This is a genomic window from Colwellia sp. BRX10-4, from assembly GCF_014077465.1.
Lineage (GTDB): Bacteria > Pseudomonadota > Gammaproteobacteria > Enterobacterales > Alteromonadaceae > Colwellia_A.
This window is the reverse complement of the sequence record NZ_JACGVZ010000040.1, coordinates 1-17,730: the sequence shown is the minus strand read 5'-3', so window position 1 is coordinate 17,730 and position 17,730 is coordinate 1. Positions and strand designations below refer to the sequence as shown.

The following is a 17,730-nucleotide window of genomic DNA, read 5'->3' as shown; positions in this document are numbered from 1 at the left end:
GGAGCGTTGCTCCGTTGCTGCAGGCCTTGCCTGAAGCGAGATGCGCATGATACGCTTCTCAGTTTTGATGTCAACGTTTTATTTAATTTAATTTGAAGTTTCTTTTCGAAGATTCAAACCTTATCCATAGAACGTTAAGTTAACTACTTTACCCTAAAGTGATGTAGATAACTTATCAAAACAGCTCTTTCGTGGTTCGTTTTGACTGAACCCCTTGGAACTGGAGCGCATTCTAGACATATTTTGAAAAGGATCAAGTACTATTTTCATCTTTATGTTTGTTTGCTGAAAATAAAAACAATATGGGCAATATACTTCCTAATCGCTCAAAAAACATCAGCAATTATATTCCTCCTATATAATAATCCACTTAAAGTGGCTTATATAAGCACTAAAATAGTGCTTTTAATTAATATGCTTATTTAGTGTAGTAAACTTTTTATTTTTTGCTTAATATAAGTAAGGTGTTATTTGCATATAAATTACACTTATCTTTTTTACAACTTTGTACTTTGTACAATATTCAAGGCTGGGTAGCAGGGACATTGCAATTTAGTTTTTTAATTTAGAATTTAAAATAATAATTAGGTATTCATATATGAAGTCTCCTCAAGGGTTAACATTTATCGTCGCAGTAATATTTGCTGTAATTGCTTACATTTTATCAACTGTTATTGGCAGCTCACCAGAAATTACTGCGATATTAGTTTTAGTAAGTACTTTTATTGCGCCACTTATAGGTTCATCAACTACTGCAGAAAGTGCTGATGAAGAAATAAAAACGTTATATGTAGGGAATCTACCTTACCGAGCAAATGAATCATCGATCAGAGAGTTATTCTCTGAACATGGTCAAGTTCATTCTGTTCGTTTAATGAAAGATAAACATACTGGAAAGCGTCGTGGTTTTGGTTTTGTTGAAATGTCAGCTGATGCGGCTGATGCGGCTGTTACATCGCTTAATGATACTGAATTTCAGCAGCGTACTTTGAAAGTTCGTGAAGCGAAGGAACGTCCAGAAAAAAGTCTCGAAGAAGAATAACCATTATTCTTGGTAAGTTTTCCTAAATAAACCCACGTTAGCGTGGGTTTATTTTATCTATTAGAGCTTAATGTTGTCAGACCTAACCGTATCTATTACTTTATCGAACTTTTCTTTAGCGACTTTATCGTCACCAAACTCAGCTTTAAAGACCGCATCAAGTAACTGACCAAAAGCATCATCATTCTTAGACAATATTTTATCTGCTTGTTCTTGTAGCTGGTTAAACTGATCTAAAAAGTCAATTAAAGGCCTCAGGTCTTTTCCGACACTAGGCGCTAATTTATCATCCAACTCTGCAACTGCTGTATACGCTTGGCTAACATAACTGGTTTTTGTTTGCTGCAAGTCCATACTAAAACTAGTTATCTGTTTATTATCAAAGCTAAGTTCAACTGCTTTTTCAAAAGCTTTATTAACATCGCCATTAAAGAAGTCTTTTTGTAGTGAATTTACGTCTTTAATTAATGCTTCGATGGCTGCTTTTTCATCATTATCAAGTTCCCCCTCTACGCTATAAGAAAAGTTAATTTCATGATACTGACTACTGGTACTACTATAATTTGTCGATCCCCCTTGGCTACTCTCTTGATACTGGTAAGCTTCTTTACTGGCATATTCTTGTAATTCGCTAAATGATATTGAAACGACATCACCGTCAGTAGTGGTAATACTCAGCTCACTACCTTTTGAATTGCTTGTGTATAATTCGCTATCAATTGCTGTAGACCTGATACTTGGCGTTAACTCCGCTATCTTCTCATTCGATTTATTGGCTGGAGGAAACATTTGTTCATAAAGGTCGTCAATCCCCTTATTAATAAGCGTACGACTTTTTTCTATACCTTGGTTTAAGTCATCGTCAAGCATGGCGAGATCTTTTAAATCGCCTTTTGCTTGATCAATACCTAAATTCGCCCCAGCACGCCCCTGCTCAAACATCTCTTTCAACTTATCCTCACTCACTCCATTTGCTTGGGCAGCTAAAATACTAGAGCTAACAAAGTCCATAACATTACGAACCACTGCTTCGAAATCAAAAAGGCTAGTTGCTGGTTCGCTTTCACTTAACGCTGTTTTGCTGATATCACTCATCACTACATTAGTTGCTTGTGGTCTATCGGTAATCTTTTGAAAATTTGCTGAAATCTGACTAGAAATTGATTGAGATATAATTTTCATTGTAATGGCAGCACGATGGTTTAATGCCAGTGTATTAACTGACTCTGCTGGCATTTCTCGTTTAACGACTTCATTATTTGCTGGTTCACTTTTACGACTTTTCCCTACATAATTCGGCAACCTTGTCTGATTATCAATTTTATTCATTGTTACTCTCCGGTGTCTAATTAAATTTTAATTAGACACAATCAAAGATCTAAAGATCCTTAAATTTAATATGGCTATTATATCGGCATTTTTTCGTAAAACTTTAGGAAAAACTCAGTCTCTTGTAAGAAAATTATAGACAAATGACTAGACAAAGTAATCACAATCGCTAAACTCAGCGCCTCTGTAATACTCACTATAGTTGAGTATAATATTGTTTAATTTTTTCTACGTTTAAGGCTTATATATGTTTAGTCACATTGCACCACAATTTTATGATAAACAACTTGATAACAAACAGGATGATATCGCTAAATTGTTTAGTGATTTTGACTTACCAAATTTTGATGTTTTTCGATCAGAGCCATTAAACTATAGATTAAGAGCAGAGTTTAGAGTCTGGCATGACAATGATGACTTATTTTATATTATGTTTAATAGTGAAACGAAAGAAAAGTATCGCGTCGACACTTTCCCCGTTGCCAGTAAACTAATTAATCAAGCCATGAAAGCCTTGCTTGACGAAATTAAAGATAAACCTTCACTTCGTCATCGATTATTTCAAGTCGATTTTTTATCAACACTCAGTGGCGAGCTTTTAATAAGCTTGTTGTATCATCGACAATTAGATGAAGAGTGGCTAAGTGATGCAGCAACACTAAAAACGACCCTTTCAGCAATAGCCCCTGTTGATATTATTGGCCGTGCTAAAAAACAAAAATTTATCCTTGATAAAGATTATGTCACTGAGAAGTTAACTGTTGGCGATAAAACTTATATCTACGAGCAAGTAGAAAATAGTTTTACACAGCCTAATGGGCACGTTAATGAGCAAATGCTACTTTGGGCAAAGCAAGGCACACAAAATATCGATGGTGACTTAATAGAACTCTATTGTGGTAATGGTAACTTTAGTATCGCACTCGCTGAAAACTTTGATCGGGTTTTAGGGACTGAAATATCGAAAACGTCAGTAAAATCAGCACAAAATAATATCGCCGCAAACCAGTTAACCAATGTTGATATAATAAGAATGTCCAGTGAAGACTTTAGTCAAGCCATGAACGGTGAGCGAGTATTTCGTCGTTTAGAAGGTTTCGATCTCAAAAGCTATAATTACGATACCGTATTAGTTGATCCACCAAGAGCAGGCCTTGACCCTGATAGCGTAGAGTTAGTTAGCCGATTTGAACGTATTGTCTATATCTCATGTAATCCTGAGACATTAAAAGAAAACTTAGTTGAACTAATAAAGACACACAATATTGAAAAATTTGCGTTATTTGATCAGTTTCCATATACCCACCATGTTGAAACAGGTGTGATACTTTCACGTAAAAAGTAAAATTTTTACTTTTTTACTCCCCTATTGCTAAATTCAGCAGCTCCCCGTGCTATAAAGCGCAGCTGCTGAATGGTTCGCATTGATATTTGTCGACGATCCTCTTTATCAACATCTAACGCATCAGAACCAGCACTAAATACGATAGTCACCGCTGCATCGGCTTGTAAAAAAGCCACATCTGCATTCAACTTATTTGCTTGCTGTAGATAATCACATAATTCTAAAGTGAAATAACGCACTTCTCGATTTACCGCCGCTCGAAAAGCAGCTGATGTTCCAGAACGCTCTCGTAATAATAAGCGAAATATATTACCATTACTTTCAATAAACTCCATAAAGGTGACGACAGATATTTGAATGACAGAACCGCCTTTTTCAATACGTTGGCGAGCTTGTCGCATTAATTGACGCAAAGTTAAACCCGCTTCATCGACCAGCGTTAAACCTAGTTCGTTCATATCAGAGAAATGTCGATAAAATGATGTTGGTGCTAAGCCAGCCTCTTTAGCGACTTCCCGTAAGCTTAAACTCGAAAAGCTACGCTCACTACTTAACTGCCCAAGAGCAGCATCAATTAATTGCCGACGTGTTTTTTCTTTTTGCTGTGCCCGGATCCCGCTCATGACTTCATTAACCTATACTTTAGCCTGTTTATATCATACTGAATTTTCATCTATTTACTAGAAACTTGATCACTAACATCGACATTTAAATACAGTATTATCGATTAAAGATAAAAAATTTAATAAAAATTACCTTGACTGAAAAGTGATCAAAGTTAAAATAGAGTACACGTGTACACTGAAATAATTTACTTAGTGTTTGTTTTTTTACTGATGGAATTCTTATTACATGAATAAACCTAAAATCGTTTGGCTAAATTTTAGTGTGTTTTTAATTACCTTTTTAGTTGCCGCAATTGGCGTCCCGTATCGTGCAATAACACACGGTTTTGATACCACTGAACTTGTAGTAGCACTATGCTGCTTTATCTATTGTGGTATGTCTATTACTGCTGGCTATCACCGATTATGGTCGCACAAAAGCTATCAAGCACATGCTTCGCTACGTTTCATTTTTGCACTAGGTGGTGCATTTGCCTTACAAAATAGTATATTACATTGGGCTTCTGATCATAGAGTTCATCATAAGCATGTCGATAATAATGACAAAGATCCCTATTCAGCTAAAAAAGGCTTTTGGTATTCACATATCGGTTGGATGCTGCGTGAGTATCAAGCGCATCGATATGCTAATTACGACAATACCCGTGATTTACAAAAAGACGCTATTGTAATGTGGCAGCACAGAAATTATTTGTTGCTAACAATATTGATGAACTTTGGTGTACCTATTTTATTTGGTTTATGGCACGGCGATATTATTAGTAGTTTACTTTTAGTCGGTTTCTTGCGACTAGTGTTAAGCCATCACACTACTTTTTTCATTAATTCTTTGGCACATATCTGGGGGAAACAAACTTACACAGAAAGAAATACTGCACGAGATAATGGCTTTCTTGCTTTTTTAACCTTTGGTGAGGGCTATCATAACTATCATCATATTTTTGAAAATGATTATCGTAACGGCATTCGTTGGTGGCAGTTTGATCCAACTAAATGGTTGATTAAAGGTTGTGAATTTTTGAAGCTTACCTCAAAACTGCGGACTTACCCAGATGACAAAATTGAAAAAGCGCGCTTAGCTATGGTACTTAAACGTAGCCAGAAGAAGTTACTCTCTCATCCAAATGCGGAACAAATGCGAGAAAAACTACAGCAAGAATATGATTTACTCATTAGTAGAATTAATGACTACTATGATGTGCGTAAAAAATTACTTGCCAGTAGGCGCGATAAATTAATCGCCGACGTTGAGAGCTCTGAATTAGCAGCGCAATACCAAGAATTTAAGCAGCACTTGGCAGACCAACAACAGCATTTTCAACGCTTATTAACCCAACTGGCATAAACCCCTTAGATTAATAAGCTTTTACATGGTCAGACGTCTAAATTCCTGCTAAAATTTTTTTATCTTAGTAGGAATTTAAGGCAAGATTTTGGCAACTCAAAATAAAGCTAAAACGAAGAAGAAAACAAATAACGATTACGATTACGATGCAATAATTATAGGTACCGGACCCGGTGGCGAAGGTACGGCTATGGAGCTATCTAAAAAAGAAAAACGTGTTGCTATTGTTGAACGATATAAAGACGTTGGCGGTGGTTGTACGCATTGGGGAACTATTCCTTCAAAAGCTTTACGTCAAAGTGTTAGCCGACTCATTGAGTATAACGCGAGTCCACTTTTTAGAGGGCATGAAAAAGCAAAACACTTAACGTTCCCAGCTATTCTTAAACATGCCTCTTCGGTTATTCGTAAACAAGTTCAGTTACGCAGTGGCTTTTATGATCGTAACCGCGTTGAACTGATTTCGGGTGAAGCATCTTTTATTGATGCCCATACGCTTAGAATAGTGAATAACGAAGGCGCTATTGAGCAAATTACGGCAAAGCAAATTGTTATTGCTACGGGTTCACATCCCTATCGACCTAAAGATATTGATTTTAACCATCCGCGAGTCTATGACTCAGATACCATCTTATCGCTTAAGCATGATCCCCGTTCTATCATTATTTATGGTGCTGGTGTTATTGGTTCCGAATACGCCTCTATATTTAGAGGTTTAGGTGTAAAGGTAGATTTAATTAATACCCGAGATAGACTGCTTTCTTTTTTGGATGCTGAAATGTCTGATTCACTCAGCTACCACTTATGGAATAATGGTGTAGTAATACGTCATGGCGAAGCGATTGCACGAGTTGAAGCATCCGACGACTCTGTGGTTGTTCATTTAGAATCGGGTAAAAAAATGCGCGCCGACTGTTTACTCTTTGCTAATGGGCGAACAGGTAATACCGCCGACTTAAAAGTTGAAAATGCAGGGTTATCAGCAGATGGGCGTGGGCAACTAAAAGTCAACGATCAATATCAAACCAGTGTCGACAATATATATGCGGTAGGTGATGTCATTGGTTACCCAAGCTTAGCCAGTGCCGCTTATGATCAAGGCCGGTTAGCGGCTTCAGCGATGATAGATCACCAAAGTACAGCAAAACTTATTGCTGATATTCCTACAGGTATCTACACGATTCCAGAGATAAGCTCTGTTGGTAAGACAGAACAAGAACTGACCGCGGCAAAAATTCCGTATGAGGTTGGTCGCGCCCAGTTCAAACATTTAGCAAGAGCACAAATATCAAATAGTTTAGTCGGTTCACTGAAGATACTTTTTCACAGCGAAACTAAAGAAATTTTAGGTATTCATTGTTTTGGTGAAAATGCGGCTGAAATCATTCATATTGGTCAAGCAATTATGCAACAAACCAATGGCGGTAACACCATTGAATACTTTGTTAATACCACGTTTAATTATCCAACGATGGCTGAGGCATTTCGTGTTGCTGCATTGAATGGTTTGAATCGTTTATTTTAATAGTGAATAAGCATAAATCGAAAAAGGTATGTTATGAATAAATTAATTTTACTGTTAATTTTTTTTATCAACATACCTTTTTTAATCGTTAATGCGACTGAAAACGCTTATGTACAAAAGGAAAGTAAAAGCTACAGCCTTTATTTAATTGGTCATGCTGAAAACAAAACTGATCAAGAAGATTCTGGATTAACACAATGTGGTACATATAGGGCAAAAGAACTTGCGCGTATTCTACAGAATGCAGAAATAGAAAATATATACAGTACGCGCTATCAACGGACTATGGCAACGGCTACACCGCTAGCACAACAGCAACAACTTGCGATCAAAAATTATGCGCCCAATAAATTAGAGCAACTCGCCTGGCAATTAATCAAAGAACAAGAAAACACTGTAGTGTTTGGACACAGTAACACCACGGTACGATTGGCAGAATTACTAAGCCAAAGCTCTGTATCACCAATAACAGAACAAGAATATCGTGGTATCTATCAAATCATCATTTCAGGCAAAAATCGTCATCTAACATTATTGATGCAACCTTCGATCTGTAAGTAAAGCTACTGCAGGTTCTTATTTTCAGGCGCTTTATTCGCTGCAGTAATTAATTCAATATCAGTAATTGAAAAAGGAGTTCCCCATTGCTGAATAGTCATCATACCCGTGATAGCTTTGCCGGTTACTTTGATAACAGCGCCATCTTTTTGGAATTCTTTTTCTAAATTCAGCGGTAACCAATGCTTACCTTCTTTAGAAACTAATCCAAAAAAGCCCCCTTCTAAATTCATATATTTAATTGTCGCGGTAAATGATATTTGCTCAGGTTCCACTTTAGCAGACAAACTTTTTTTAGGCATGATTGATACCTCTGCGGCTGAAATAGCCTCGGTATTGGCTGTATCTCTTTTAGTCACTTCTTCAGCGGCTTGCTGACATGAGAATAAAAAGCTACAAGTGAAGACTAAACTGACTATTTTTTTAAACATATGACACACTCATTTGATGATTAATTTTAAGAAAAGCAACCCCTAAAGTTTGCCTTAAAGTAAGCGAGTAAGGGCCTAATCTTTTACTGCTTGGCCTCTTTTTTAAGCGTTTTAATTTCTTCGCCAATTTTTTGTTTATTACCACAAATTGCTGGCTGTTTGTCATCACGATAGTAGCGAATGTCAATGCAGTCAACTTGATAACGACGTTCTAACTCAGTTCGTTTTATAGGTTTACCTTTAGCCTCTGCTATTTGGCGTTGAAGTGACTGGCACATTTGAATTTGTTCACTCGCGATTGTTATATCTTCGCAAGCATTTTCAGTTGTCGAACAACCCGTTATAGTCATGAGCGTAAGTGTTGAAAAAAGATAAATATGTTTCATTATAATGAGTTCGCTTCATTTATTAATATTAGCATTAACACCATTATAGCCAGCTATTATTATTAACGATAGCTTTTCTTGACAGGACTAGCAGAGAGGTATTGGTTAATAAATTTAATGAATCGCATAAAAAAACCATTACAAAAGTAATGGCTTTGATAAAAATACTATCGATTAGTTAACCGATAAATCACCGGTATTTTCAGCAATAAGCGGTTGTTTCTTTTTACGCTTAAAGATCTTTTTAATATCTTCAATAATAAGATATAAACTTGGGATCAGTACCAGTGTAACTATGGTCGCAAATAATACCCCAAAAGCTAAAGATATCGCCATTGGAATTACGATTTGTGCTTGGGCACTTACCTCAAAGAAGATGATAGGCACTAAACCAATAAAGGTTGTTATTGACGTTAACATGATAGCTCTAAAACGTTTAGTGCCAGCATGTATTACCGCATCTTTTAGTTTAACACCTGATTTTCTGGCATTGTTAACATAGTCAACCATGACTAAGGAGTCATTAACGACCACACCAGACGCCGCTAATATTCCCATAAGGGATAATGCACTTAAGTCCATATCTAAAATAAAATGACCGAATACAGAGCCAATAACTCCAAAAGGAATCACCACCATAATCATTGCCGCTTGCGAATAAGACTTCAACGGTATTGCCAATAGTGAGAATACAATCAAAAAAGAGATAGCACCATCACGTATCTGACTATTTAGACCATCCATTTCTTCTTGAATGCTCCCCGACAATTCGCTTTGAACTTTTGGAAATTTTCTTAACAGTTCAGGAATAAAGTTATCTCTGATATCGTTAGCAACTTTAAATGGCTCAACTTGTTCAGCATCAACACTTGCCCAGACACTAATTGTCCGATTACCATTTTCTCGGCGAATACTAGTCACCCCTTCTTGTAAGCTAATATTAGCCAATTCTGACAAAGGTAATTCCGCACCATTTCGCGCTTTAATCATCACATTATCAACATGTCCAACAGAGCTTCGCTGCTCAAGTGGATAACGGATCATCACTTTCACTTCTTCGCTGTCACGTAAAATGCGTTGTGCTTCTAAACCATAGAAACTGTAACTCACTTGTGAAGCTATTTCGGCTAAAGTTAATCCTAAACTATAAGCAAGCGGTTTTAATTCAAACTGAACTTCTTTGGCACTGGTTTGACGACTATCATTAACATCACCAATACCTTTTAAAGAATTAAGTTTAGTTTTTAACTCTCTCGATGCGGCGAGTAATTGTGCATCGTCTTTACTTTCTAATCTGAAGGCTATATCGCCATCATCTCGACCGGAGCCAAATAAATTATCACCAATAGTAAACGATTTTACACCGGGATAATTAGGAATAGCAGCGCGCCATAAATCGGCCAGTTCAAAAGTATTCATGGGCCGTAATTCAGGTATCACTAATTTAACCATCAATTGACCACTGGTTCTGCTACGTAAATCAACTTGCATATCAGAGATCATTGACTGCCCGTATTTCGCTTCAATATCTTTATCGATAGTGTTAATAACACCTTGAATATTTAATAACGTTTGCAATGTTGCCTTCTCTGAGGCGTCAACATTCATTTCAACATTAACACGAGGAAAATCATGTGGGATCTTAGCTTGACCAACGGAGCGAACAAAACCGCCATTAAACAATCCCGCACAAATTAGCATTAAACTGATAAAAAACATTAATACCGCGTAACGATAGCTAATAAAAGTGATTAAAGCAGGTCGATAAATATTCTCAATAAAGTTTTTTAGTTTGGTATCAATCCACCGACGTAATATATCAACTGGATTTTTAGGATTAAAAGCCTTAATTTTCATTTTTACCAAATGCGCGGGTAAAATAAGCTTTGACTCAATTAAAGAAAAAATTAAACAAAGGATCACGACTGAGCCAATCGCTTTAAAAAAAGCAGCGGAAGGGCCTTCACCAAACAAAAAAGGCAGGAATACAGCAATTGTTGTCAATACACCGAAGGTCGCTGGCATGGCAACTCGTTGGATACCACGAATAACATTTTCAGTACTATGGCCATTCTGTTCTATTTCTTCATGAGCACTCTCCCCCATCACAATAGCATCATCAACGACAATACCTAACACCAAGATAAAGGCAAACAAGCTGATAACATTAATAGTAACATTGATAAATTCTAATGGCATAAGAAATAAAGTACCAAGAAAACAAACGGGTAAACCCATCATTACCCAGAAAGCTAAACGAACACGTAAAAATAGCGCTAACATTATAAAAACTAATATTGCTCCACTTTTCATGTTGTCTATCATCATCGTTAAGCGACCTTCAAGATAGTAGGTCATATCAACCCAAGTTTCTAACTTAACGCCTTCAGGAAGTATCTTCGCTTTATCATCAACATACTTTTTAATGACTTCTGCAACATCAGTAATACTTTGATTATTGGCAGCGCCAATAAAAATAGTGACTGAGTTTTCACCATTAAATTTTGAATACTGTAAGCCTTCTTTAAAACCATCAATAACTGTTGCAATTTGGCCTAATAAAACTTTAGAACCATCAGCTAAGGTAACAACAGGTATTTGCTCAAATTCATATCCTCGATAAGCTTGGTTCTCAACACGCAAGTTAATATAACCATTTTCTGCACGAATTTGTCCTGCAGACATATTACGTGAGTAACCACGGACCGCTTGAGCAATATCGCTAAAACTTAAATCATATTCGCGTAACTTATCTTTACTCACCTCGATGGATATTTCGTAGTCTAGCCCACTGTATAATTCTGAAATGTTAACAAAAGGCAGCTGTTGAATTTCGTTATGAACTTTTCGTCCTAACTCTTTCAGCTCACCATTGGTTAAGTCGCCATATAGGCTGATATACATAACTTCTTGACGAAATTTTTCACGCTCAACTTTGATACGTTCCATTCCATCAGGGAAACTAGAAATAGAGTCAATGGCAGATTTAACTTCCTCTAAAACAATTTGTGGATCATAATCAAGGTCAACTTCAAACCAACCGTTTGAAAAATTACGGTTTGAATAAGTAATTACGCGCTTTAAGCCCTGTACTGTTTCCAAAGCTTCTTCGACTTTAATCGTTATACCTTCTTCAACTTCTTGAGGTGCAGCTCCTGGGTAAGGCGCAGTATAAGAGATCCAATTGATATTAATTTGTGGAAACATTTGTTTATTAATAGTGCTAATGGTAAAAAAACCACCTACTAAAATAAATATCATTAATAAGTTTGCCGCCACACTATTACGGGCGAACCAAGCAATTAAGCCTTTATTGGTATCATCCATCATCTAGTCCTTAGTACTTGCGATTTGTGTTTCAGGAGCTTCTTCAATCGTTACTTCACTTTTACTACCTTGTAAGGCTAATTTCATACCGTCAACGGGATAGTCTAATGCTGAAACAATGATTTGATCACCTTCATTCAAACCATCAGTTACGATCATATTCGAGCCGTCCTCGCGAGCAATAGTAATATCGACATAGTGCAATGTTGAGTCAGCCCCTAAAATAGCAACACGACCATCGGTAACAAGGTATCGGGGAAGTAATGTTACACCTTTAAGGCTAATACCAAAGATTTCTGCTGTAACATAAGAGCCAAAGCGAATGGGTTTATGCTCGAGTGTTTCTTTTTTAGTTTTTAAGCCATAGGGGTCTTGAATTTCAGCAACTAAATAGCTCATACGGCTTGTGTTATCAACTACACCTTCACTACGTGCGATCCTTGCTTGCCAAATTATATTTTTACCTGCATAAGTGCCCATCAAGTTAACCTGTGCGTCTTCACCTTGCGAAACTAAAAACTGTAGCTGATTATCGGCAACGGGTAAGCGAACCTCAGCTACCCCTGTTCCTAATAATTTACCCACTTTAGTGCCAGTACCGACAAAAGAGCCTAAACCAATCATACGACTTTCAATCATTGCATCATAAGGCGCTCTAATTTCGGTACGTTCTAAGTTACGTTTAGCTCGAAGTACAGAGGCTTGTGCCGATTTAACATTAGCAAGTTCTTGTGCAAGTTGCGGTTTACGCAAGCTCAATTCAGTAGGAGAAGTATCCGTAATGCGTTTCCATTCTTGTTCAGCTACCTGTCCTTGGGCACGCTCTTTTTCTAGCGAAGCACGTGCAGAGGCCATTGTTGCTTCCGCATCAATTAATGCAGCTTGGTAATCATTAGGATCGATACGAGCGAGTAATTGGTTTTTTGCAACAAAACCGCCACGTACAAAGACATCCGCTAATTCAACGACTTCACCGCTAACTTGTGCCACCAATTCAGTTTCATATTTAGGTTGAACAACACCGTATGAATTAACGGTAAGGTCCATTGGCGCAATATGGATTTTTTCAACGGCTACGATGGGCCTATTGTCAACTTCAGCTTTTTCTTCCGGTGGCTTCTTCATACTTGAAAGGCCAAAAAATAATAAAAAGCCAACAATTAGAATGGCAATAGAAATAATAATTTGTTTTTTACGTGTCACGGTTATGTCCTCATAAATGTGATCTGAACTAATAATTCTTTTAATTGTTTACAGGATAGCTAATTAATAGTCTATACAAACAATTAAGTTGTAAATGCTTGTTACAAGATACGCGCCAGAATAAAAAATCCAGTAAAAACAAAACAAAAAAATATTTTTTTAATTTAAAAACAATAGGTTAAAGAAGTCCTATTTATTTGCTGATATAAAAAATGACTGCATTGAAAAAACAGTCATTTACAATATTCGTCCTTTTAACCAATTATTATACTTTTATAAAAATATTTCTTCGATATAGCCAATACAGGACTAGCCATTGTAAAAGGACCATGCCAGCATAAAGAATAAAATCTTGCCAACCTGCAGGTACAGAGTTGATTAAGCCTCCAAAAATACTTTTCGAGGTATATTGCCAATCAACAATACTCGAACCTAAATAGATAATGATTGAATTTGTTCCAATTACTGCGAAAAACTTAGCCCATAGGGTGAACTCTACTACATCAATCAGCCAATAAAATAGCGTCAATAATAAGATACTGTAGCCAATAGTGACTAAAGTGAATGAACTCGTCCATAATGTTTTGTTAATTGGAAAAAAAATGCCCCATAAATAACCGAGTAATAAAATAGAGGTCCCAATAACCAAAAGACCGGTTAATAGTGTCTTGGGCGTATAAATGTTTTTTATCATATAACGACCAATGAAGACACCTGCTAGTGCATTTACAATCGATGTTATATTTGATAACAATCCTTCCGGGTCAATGGCGAGCCCCTGATAAGTTGACCCCGGTAATAAATGTTGATCAAACCAAGCGTTCAATGCTCCAATCGCTGAAAAATCACCGCCACCATATCCACCTAATGTAACTAAGCTTAGTAGTAACCAATATCCTATTAAAATACCGCCTGCAACGAACCACTGTATTTTTTCACTGACGTACCAAACTAATAATGCCGCTACAAACCACGCAATACCAATACGCCCCAGTACGCTAACATAACGGATACTATCAAATGATGTCGGAATACCGCCGCCCCAACCATGGTTATATAAAATACCAAAACTAATTAAAAGTAATAAACGTCTAATGCCATTATATAAAATCGATTTTGCTTGTTCTGGCTCATAGCTAGATAAGGGCTTTGCTGCGATACCTAGACTGACTCCTGATAGAAAAATAAATAAGGGAAAAATTAAATCATAAACACGAAACCCATGCCAAGCACTGTGTTCCATTTGCTGTGCAAGCACCGCAAGAATGGGCCAGCCTGTCGCTATAAATAATGCTGCAAACAAACCTTCAGCGCCTAAAATCCAAAACATATCGAAACCACGTAAAGCGTCAATTGACAATAGTCGCTTTTTATTTGGATTTGCTTTTATAACTGCAGAGGGATACTGACTTAACATTCTTTTACCTTATAAACTTTCAGTACAACTCCACCAAACAAGACAGCGCTGTCATTAGGCTATTATCATAATATTACCCGCACAAAATAGCAATCAGACACACTTTGTTATCAAATATAGCTATTATGTGCTTGTTTTCTTTATTACTGAGCGTAACAATAAAGTGATTACTTTATTTAAGGAATAAACATGCTTACTAAAATCAGTTCATTTTTTCAAAACCTAGCCGATGATTTAACAGACAATAACACTAAAAAAAATTCTGATGAGGTAACTATAGAGCTAGCCTGTGCGGTATTATTGTGTGAAGTCATGCGTGCTGATGGACACTTTGACCAACAAGAACAAGCTAAACTGGCCGTGTTACTCGTTGAACAGTTTCATTTGAATGAAGAAGAAGTTAAACAAATCATTGATCAAGCACTGATTCAAAGTGAACAAGCGACTGATTTTTATCGATATACATCGAAAATAAATAAACATTTTTCTATCGAACAACGAATATCAATTGTTAAGCAGTTATGGAATATGGCTTATGCCGATGGTGAACTGGCAAGTATTGAAGAGCATGTTATTCGCAAAATTGGCGATTTGCTTCAGCTACGCCACGCTGAATATATTCAAACCAAACCAAGAAAATAACATCATTCATTTTTGATATGCGTTATTATAGCCCCTAAGATTTTCATATTAATTTTCTTGGTAAATTCAAATGGCCGACATTGGTAAATATAATACCCTTTCTGTAGTTGCAGTCACCGAAAAAGGTGCTTATTTAAGCGCTGGAGAACTGGGTGAAGTATTACTACCGAACCGTTTTATTCCTGAAAACTGTAAAGTAGACGATAAACTCACTGTCTTCATTTATGTTGATTCAGCTGAACGCATTATTGCGACCACTGAAAAGCCGTTTGGCCAGGTAGATGAATTTGTTTCATTGAAAGTAAAACAGCTCAATAAAATGGGTGCATTCCTTGATTGGGGGTTACCTAAAGATTTATTAGTACCTTTTAATCAACAGCATACACCAATGGAAGAAGGAAAATATTATCTAGTACGTATTTTTCTTGATACCACCACGGACCGAATTGCCGCTTCAAGTAAGCTCGACAAATATATTGATATTTGGCCTGCTGATTATCAACAGTGGGATAAAGTTAAATTGATGATTGGTGGAAAAACTGATCTTGGCTTTAAAGCGATTATCAATGATAAGCATTGGGGCTTACTTTACGACAATGAAATCTTTCAACCATTACGTGTTGGTAAAGTTGTCGACGGTTTTATTAAAAATATACGTGAAGATGGCCGTATTGATTTATCACTTTCACGTTCAGGTGAAGGGAAAGTTAATGACTTTGCTGATAAATTATTAGCTCACATTGCAGAAAATGATGGATTTAGCCCATTACATGATAAAAGTTCGCCTGAGCTCATTCAACGTATTTTAGGTGTCAGTAAAAAAACCTTTAAAGCGACAGTTGGAAACTTATTGAAGAAAGACAAAATCACGATTGAAAAGTCAGGTCTTAGATTAAAGTAAATCGTTAAACATACTTTGTAGATGAAGCCTTAGCCTCATCTACAAAGCTATTATTCTACTGCTTAAAAACTTCCTCTAATACCAACCGTAAACCCTCGTGCCGGTAATGGTGAAACACCTTTGAGAAATGACGTATGTACTCGTGCTTCTTCATCAGTAATATTATTCACTTTTAAAAATGCCACCATATCGTCGCCAACATTATTAATAAAGTAATTAAAGTTAGCATCTAGCATGGTATAGCCGTCTGTTTCACTTTCAAGTTCAGCGGTATTTGACTGCTTAAAATAATGCGTTGCACTAATCTCAGCCGAATATTCATCCGTTATATAATTGAATTGTCCACCAAAACGCATAGGTGGAATTCTTGGTAGATTGTCGCCATCAGTTACTTTTGCATGGATATAATCGGTAAACATACTAGCTTTAAGTGAAGGTGTTACTTGATAGAATAATTCAGCTTCTATACCGAACATCACCACATTACTCTGTTGGAAAACATACACCGGTAAACCTTCGCTTTCCTCTGCATGCTCTTCTACGCCTTCATCCAAATGCTGTTCTTCTAGAGCTTCATTATGATCATCGTGTCCATCTTCTGCAAATAGCCCAGTATTCGCTTGATAATAATAATCGTCAATATGATTATAAAAAGCACTAGCAACGAAACCAAAGTCACCTTCAAATTTTCTCCAAGTAAGATCTAGATTATAAGCCGTTTCTAGCTCAACATTTTGATCAGACAAGTCTACATGTAATTCATGGTCTTCTTCATGTACCTCAAACAATGCCCCAACTTCATAAGTATTCGTGCCGATATGAGCACCATTCGAAAATAATTCACTCGCTGAAGGTGCTCGCTGAGAAAACGCAGCAGAAAATCCTACATTATAACCCCTTGAATATTCCCATACAGCGCCTAAAGACGCGCTTATAGGCGTAAAGCTCTGCTTATTAAAATGCAACTCTTCTTCATGGCTGCCTAGTTCATCGCTATGTTCACTGTGTGATTCAACTTCAGCATTTGCACTCAAGGTTACATGTTCGGCACGTATACCTAGTTGCCATAAAACATCCTCTATGTGTTTCTCTTCAAGCCAAGCAACAGCAATTGATTCTGTATTTGAAGGAGGCGTAAATGCTTCTTCTCCAATCGCATTAAAATCATTTTCTTTATAGTGCAATGTCCATGCACCTTTCCAACCGTCAACGGCTTGATGATAAAGATCAAAGCGTGTTTCTAACATCTCATTATTAAATTGAGTACCGACTTCACCTCCTTCAATTTCTTGATGTTGGTAATCTGTGTAGGCTGCTTTACTCATTACACGATTAATAAAACTGTCTTCAAAACTCACTTCACTCAGTAATTGGTATCTGTCTTGTACTAAATCACCAAAAACAGCGCCTTCTTCAGCGATTTCACCCCCTATTTCTTCATGTTCTTCTTCACCGTGTTCTGAGTGCCCAGGAATACCGTAAGTTCTTTCCATTCGTCCATACGAAAAGCCAATATATCCTGCGTCAAACAAATAACTTGAACCAAGGCTAAAACCTGATGACTTCGAGGCACTGTTCTCTAGAATACCTTTAATTTCTTCGTCTGAATGTTCATCATGACCTTCTTCATGTTCATCATGACCTTCTTCATGT

The 17,730-nt window shown here is 36.8% G+C and carries 15 protein-coding genes; 7 read left to right on the top strand and 8 right to left on the bottom strand.

Going from position 1 to position 17,730, the window contains the following annotated elements; translation table 11 throughout:
- Nucleotides 1-598 precede the first annotated feature (598 nt).
- On the top strand, nt 599-1,042 hold the full coding sequence (locus H4J67_RS18765) for an RNA-binding protein (RefSeq protein ID WP_182175490.1): 444 nt from the start codon (nt 599-601) through the stop codon (nt 1,040-1,042).
- A 60-nt stretch (nt 1,043-1,102) separates the two neighbouring features.
- On the opposite strand, the gene H4J67_RS18760 is transcribed toward H4J67_RS18765, so the two are convergent.
- The gene (locus H4J67_RS18760; protein WP_182175489.1) at nt 1,103-2,371 is read right to left on the bottom strand and encodes a DUF5610 domain-containing protein; all 1,269 of its coding nucleotides are present in this window, start codon (nt 2,369-2,371) and stop codon (nt 1,103-1,105) included.
- A 247-nt stretch (nt 2,372-2,618) separates the two neighbouring features.
- On the opposite strand from H4J67_RS18760, the gene trmA reads away from it, so the two are divergent.
- On the top strand, nt 2,619-3,716 hold the full coding sequence (gene trmA / locus H4J67_RS18755) for a tRNA (uridine(54)-C5)-methyltransferase TrmA (RefSeq protein ID WP_182175488.1): 1,098 nt from the start codon (nt 2,619-2,621) through the stop codon (nt 3,714-3,716).
- Nucleotides 3,717-3,721: 5 nt separating this feature from the next.
- Here the strand turns inward: trmA and fabR are convergent, their stop codons facing one another.
- On the bottom strand, nt 3,722-4,339 hold the full coding sequence (gene fabR / locus H4J67_RS18750; RefSeq protein ID WP_182175487.1) for an HTH-type transcriptional repressor FabR: 618 nt from the start codon (nt 4,337-4,339) through the stop codon (nt 3,722-3,724).
- Nucleotides 4,340-4,568: 229 nt separating this feature from the next.
- Here fabR and H4J67_RS18745 point away from each other — a divergent pair, with 229 nt between their 5' ends.
- From H4J67_RS18745 to H4J67_RS18735, 3 genes are all read left to right on the top strand, one after another.
- A complete protein-coding gene (locus H4J67_RS18745) occupies nt 4,569-5,687 on the top strand; it encodes a fatty acid desaturase (protein WP_182175486.1) in 1,119 nt (372 codons plus the stop codon).
- 88 nt (nt 5,688-5,775) lie between these two features.
- Nucleotides 5,776-7,212 carry a Si-specific NAD(P)(+) transhydrogenase gene (sthA, locus tag H4J67_RS18740; RefSeq protein WP_182175485.1) on the top strand — a complete coding sequence of 479 codons (1,437 nt, stop codon included), beginning with the start codon at nt 5,776-5,778 and terminating at the stop codon, nt 7,210-7,212.
- Between the two features lie 33 nt (nt 7,213-7,245).
- The gene (locus H4J67_RS18735) at nt 7,246-7,773 is read left to right on the top strand and encodes a histidine phosphatase family protein (protein WP_182175484.1); all 528 of its coding nucleotides are present in this window, start codon (nt 7,246-7,248) and stop codon (nt 7,771-7,773) included.
- 2 nt (nt 7,774-7,775) lie between these two features.
- On the opposite strand, the gene H4J67_RS18730 is transcribed toward H4J67_RS18735, so the two are convergent.
- The 5 genes from H4J67_RS18730 to nagX all read right to left on the bottom strand — a co-directional run bounded on the left by H4J67_RS18730 (nt 7,776) and on the right by nagX (nt 14,534).
- Nucleotides 7,776-8,201, bottom strand: a complete 426-nt coding sequence (locus tag H4J67_RS18730) for a hypothetical protein (RefSeq protein ID WP_182175483.1) — start codon at nt 8,199-8,201, stop codon at nt 7,776-7,778.
- Nucleotides 8,202-8,284: 83 nt separating this feature from the next.
- Entirely contained in the window at nt 8,285-8,587 is a 303-nt protein-coding gene (locus tag H4J67_RS18725; protein ID WP_182175482.1) for a hypothetical protein, read from the bottom strand.
- Between the two features lie 174 nt (nt 8,588-8,761).
- Nucleotides 8,762-11,914 (bottom strand): efflux RND transporter permease subunit, encoded by a 3,153-nt coding sequence (locus H4J67_RS18720; protein WP_182204666.1) that lies wholly within the window; start codon nt 11,912-11,914, stop codon nt 8,762-8,764.
- 3 nt (nt 11,915-11,917) lie between these two features.
- Nucleotides 11,918-13,117, bottom strand: a complete 1,200-nt coding sequence (locus H4J67_RS18715) for an efflux RND transporter periplasmic adaptor subunit (RefSeq protein ID WP_182175481.1) — start codon at nt 13,115-13,117, stop codon at nt 11,918-11,920.
- Between the two features lie 265 nt (nt 13,118-13,382).
- Complete coding sequence (nagX, locus tag H4J67_RS18710; protein WP_182204665.1) at nt 13,383-14,534, bottom strand: transmembrane glucosamine N-acetyltransferase NagX; 1,152 nt, start codon at nt 14,532-14,534, stop codon at nt 13,383-13,385.
- A 189-nt stretch (nt 14,535-14,723) separates the two neighbouring features.
- On the opposite strand from nagX, the gene H4J67_RS18705 reads away from it, so the two are divergent.
- Both H4J67_RS18705 and H4J67_RS18700 read left to right on the top strand, forming a co-directional pair.
- Nucleotides 14,724-15,176 (top strand): TerB family tellurite resistance protein, encoded by a 453-nt coding sequence (locus tag H4J67_RS18705; RefSeq protein WP_070375575.1) that lies wholly within the window; start codon nt 14,724-14,726, stop codon nt 15,174-15,176.
- Between the two features lie 70 nt (nt 15,177-15,246).
- Nucleotides 15,247-16,077, top strand: a complete 831-nt coding sequence (locus H4J67_RS18700; protein ID WP_070375574.1) for a S1 RNA-binding domain-containing protein — start codon at nt 15,247-15,249, stop codon at nt 16,075-16,077.
- 62 nt (nt 16,078-16,139) lie between these two features.
- Here the strand turns inward: H4J67_RS18700 and H4J67_RS18695 are convergent.
- Nucleotides 16,140-17,730, bottom strand: a 1,591-nt coding sequence (locus tag H4J67_RS18695; RefSeq protein WP_182204663.1) for a TonB-dependent receptor domain-containing protein, incomplete at its 5' end; no start/stop codon positions are given.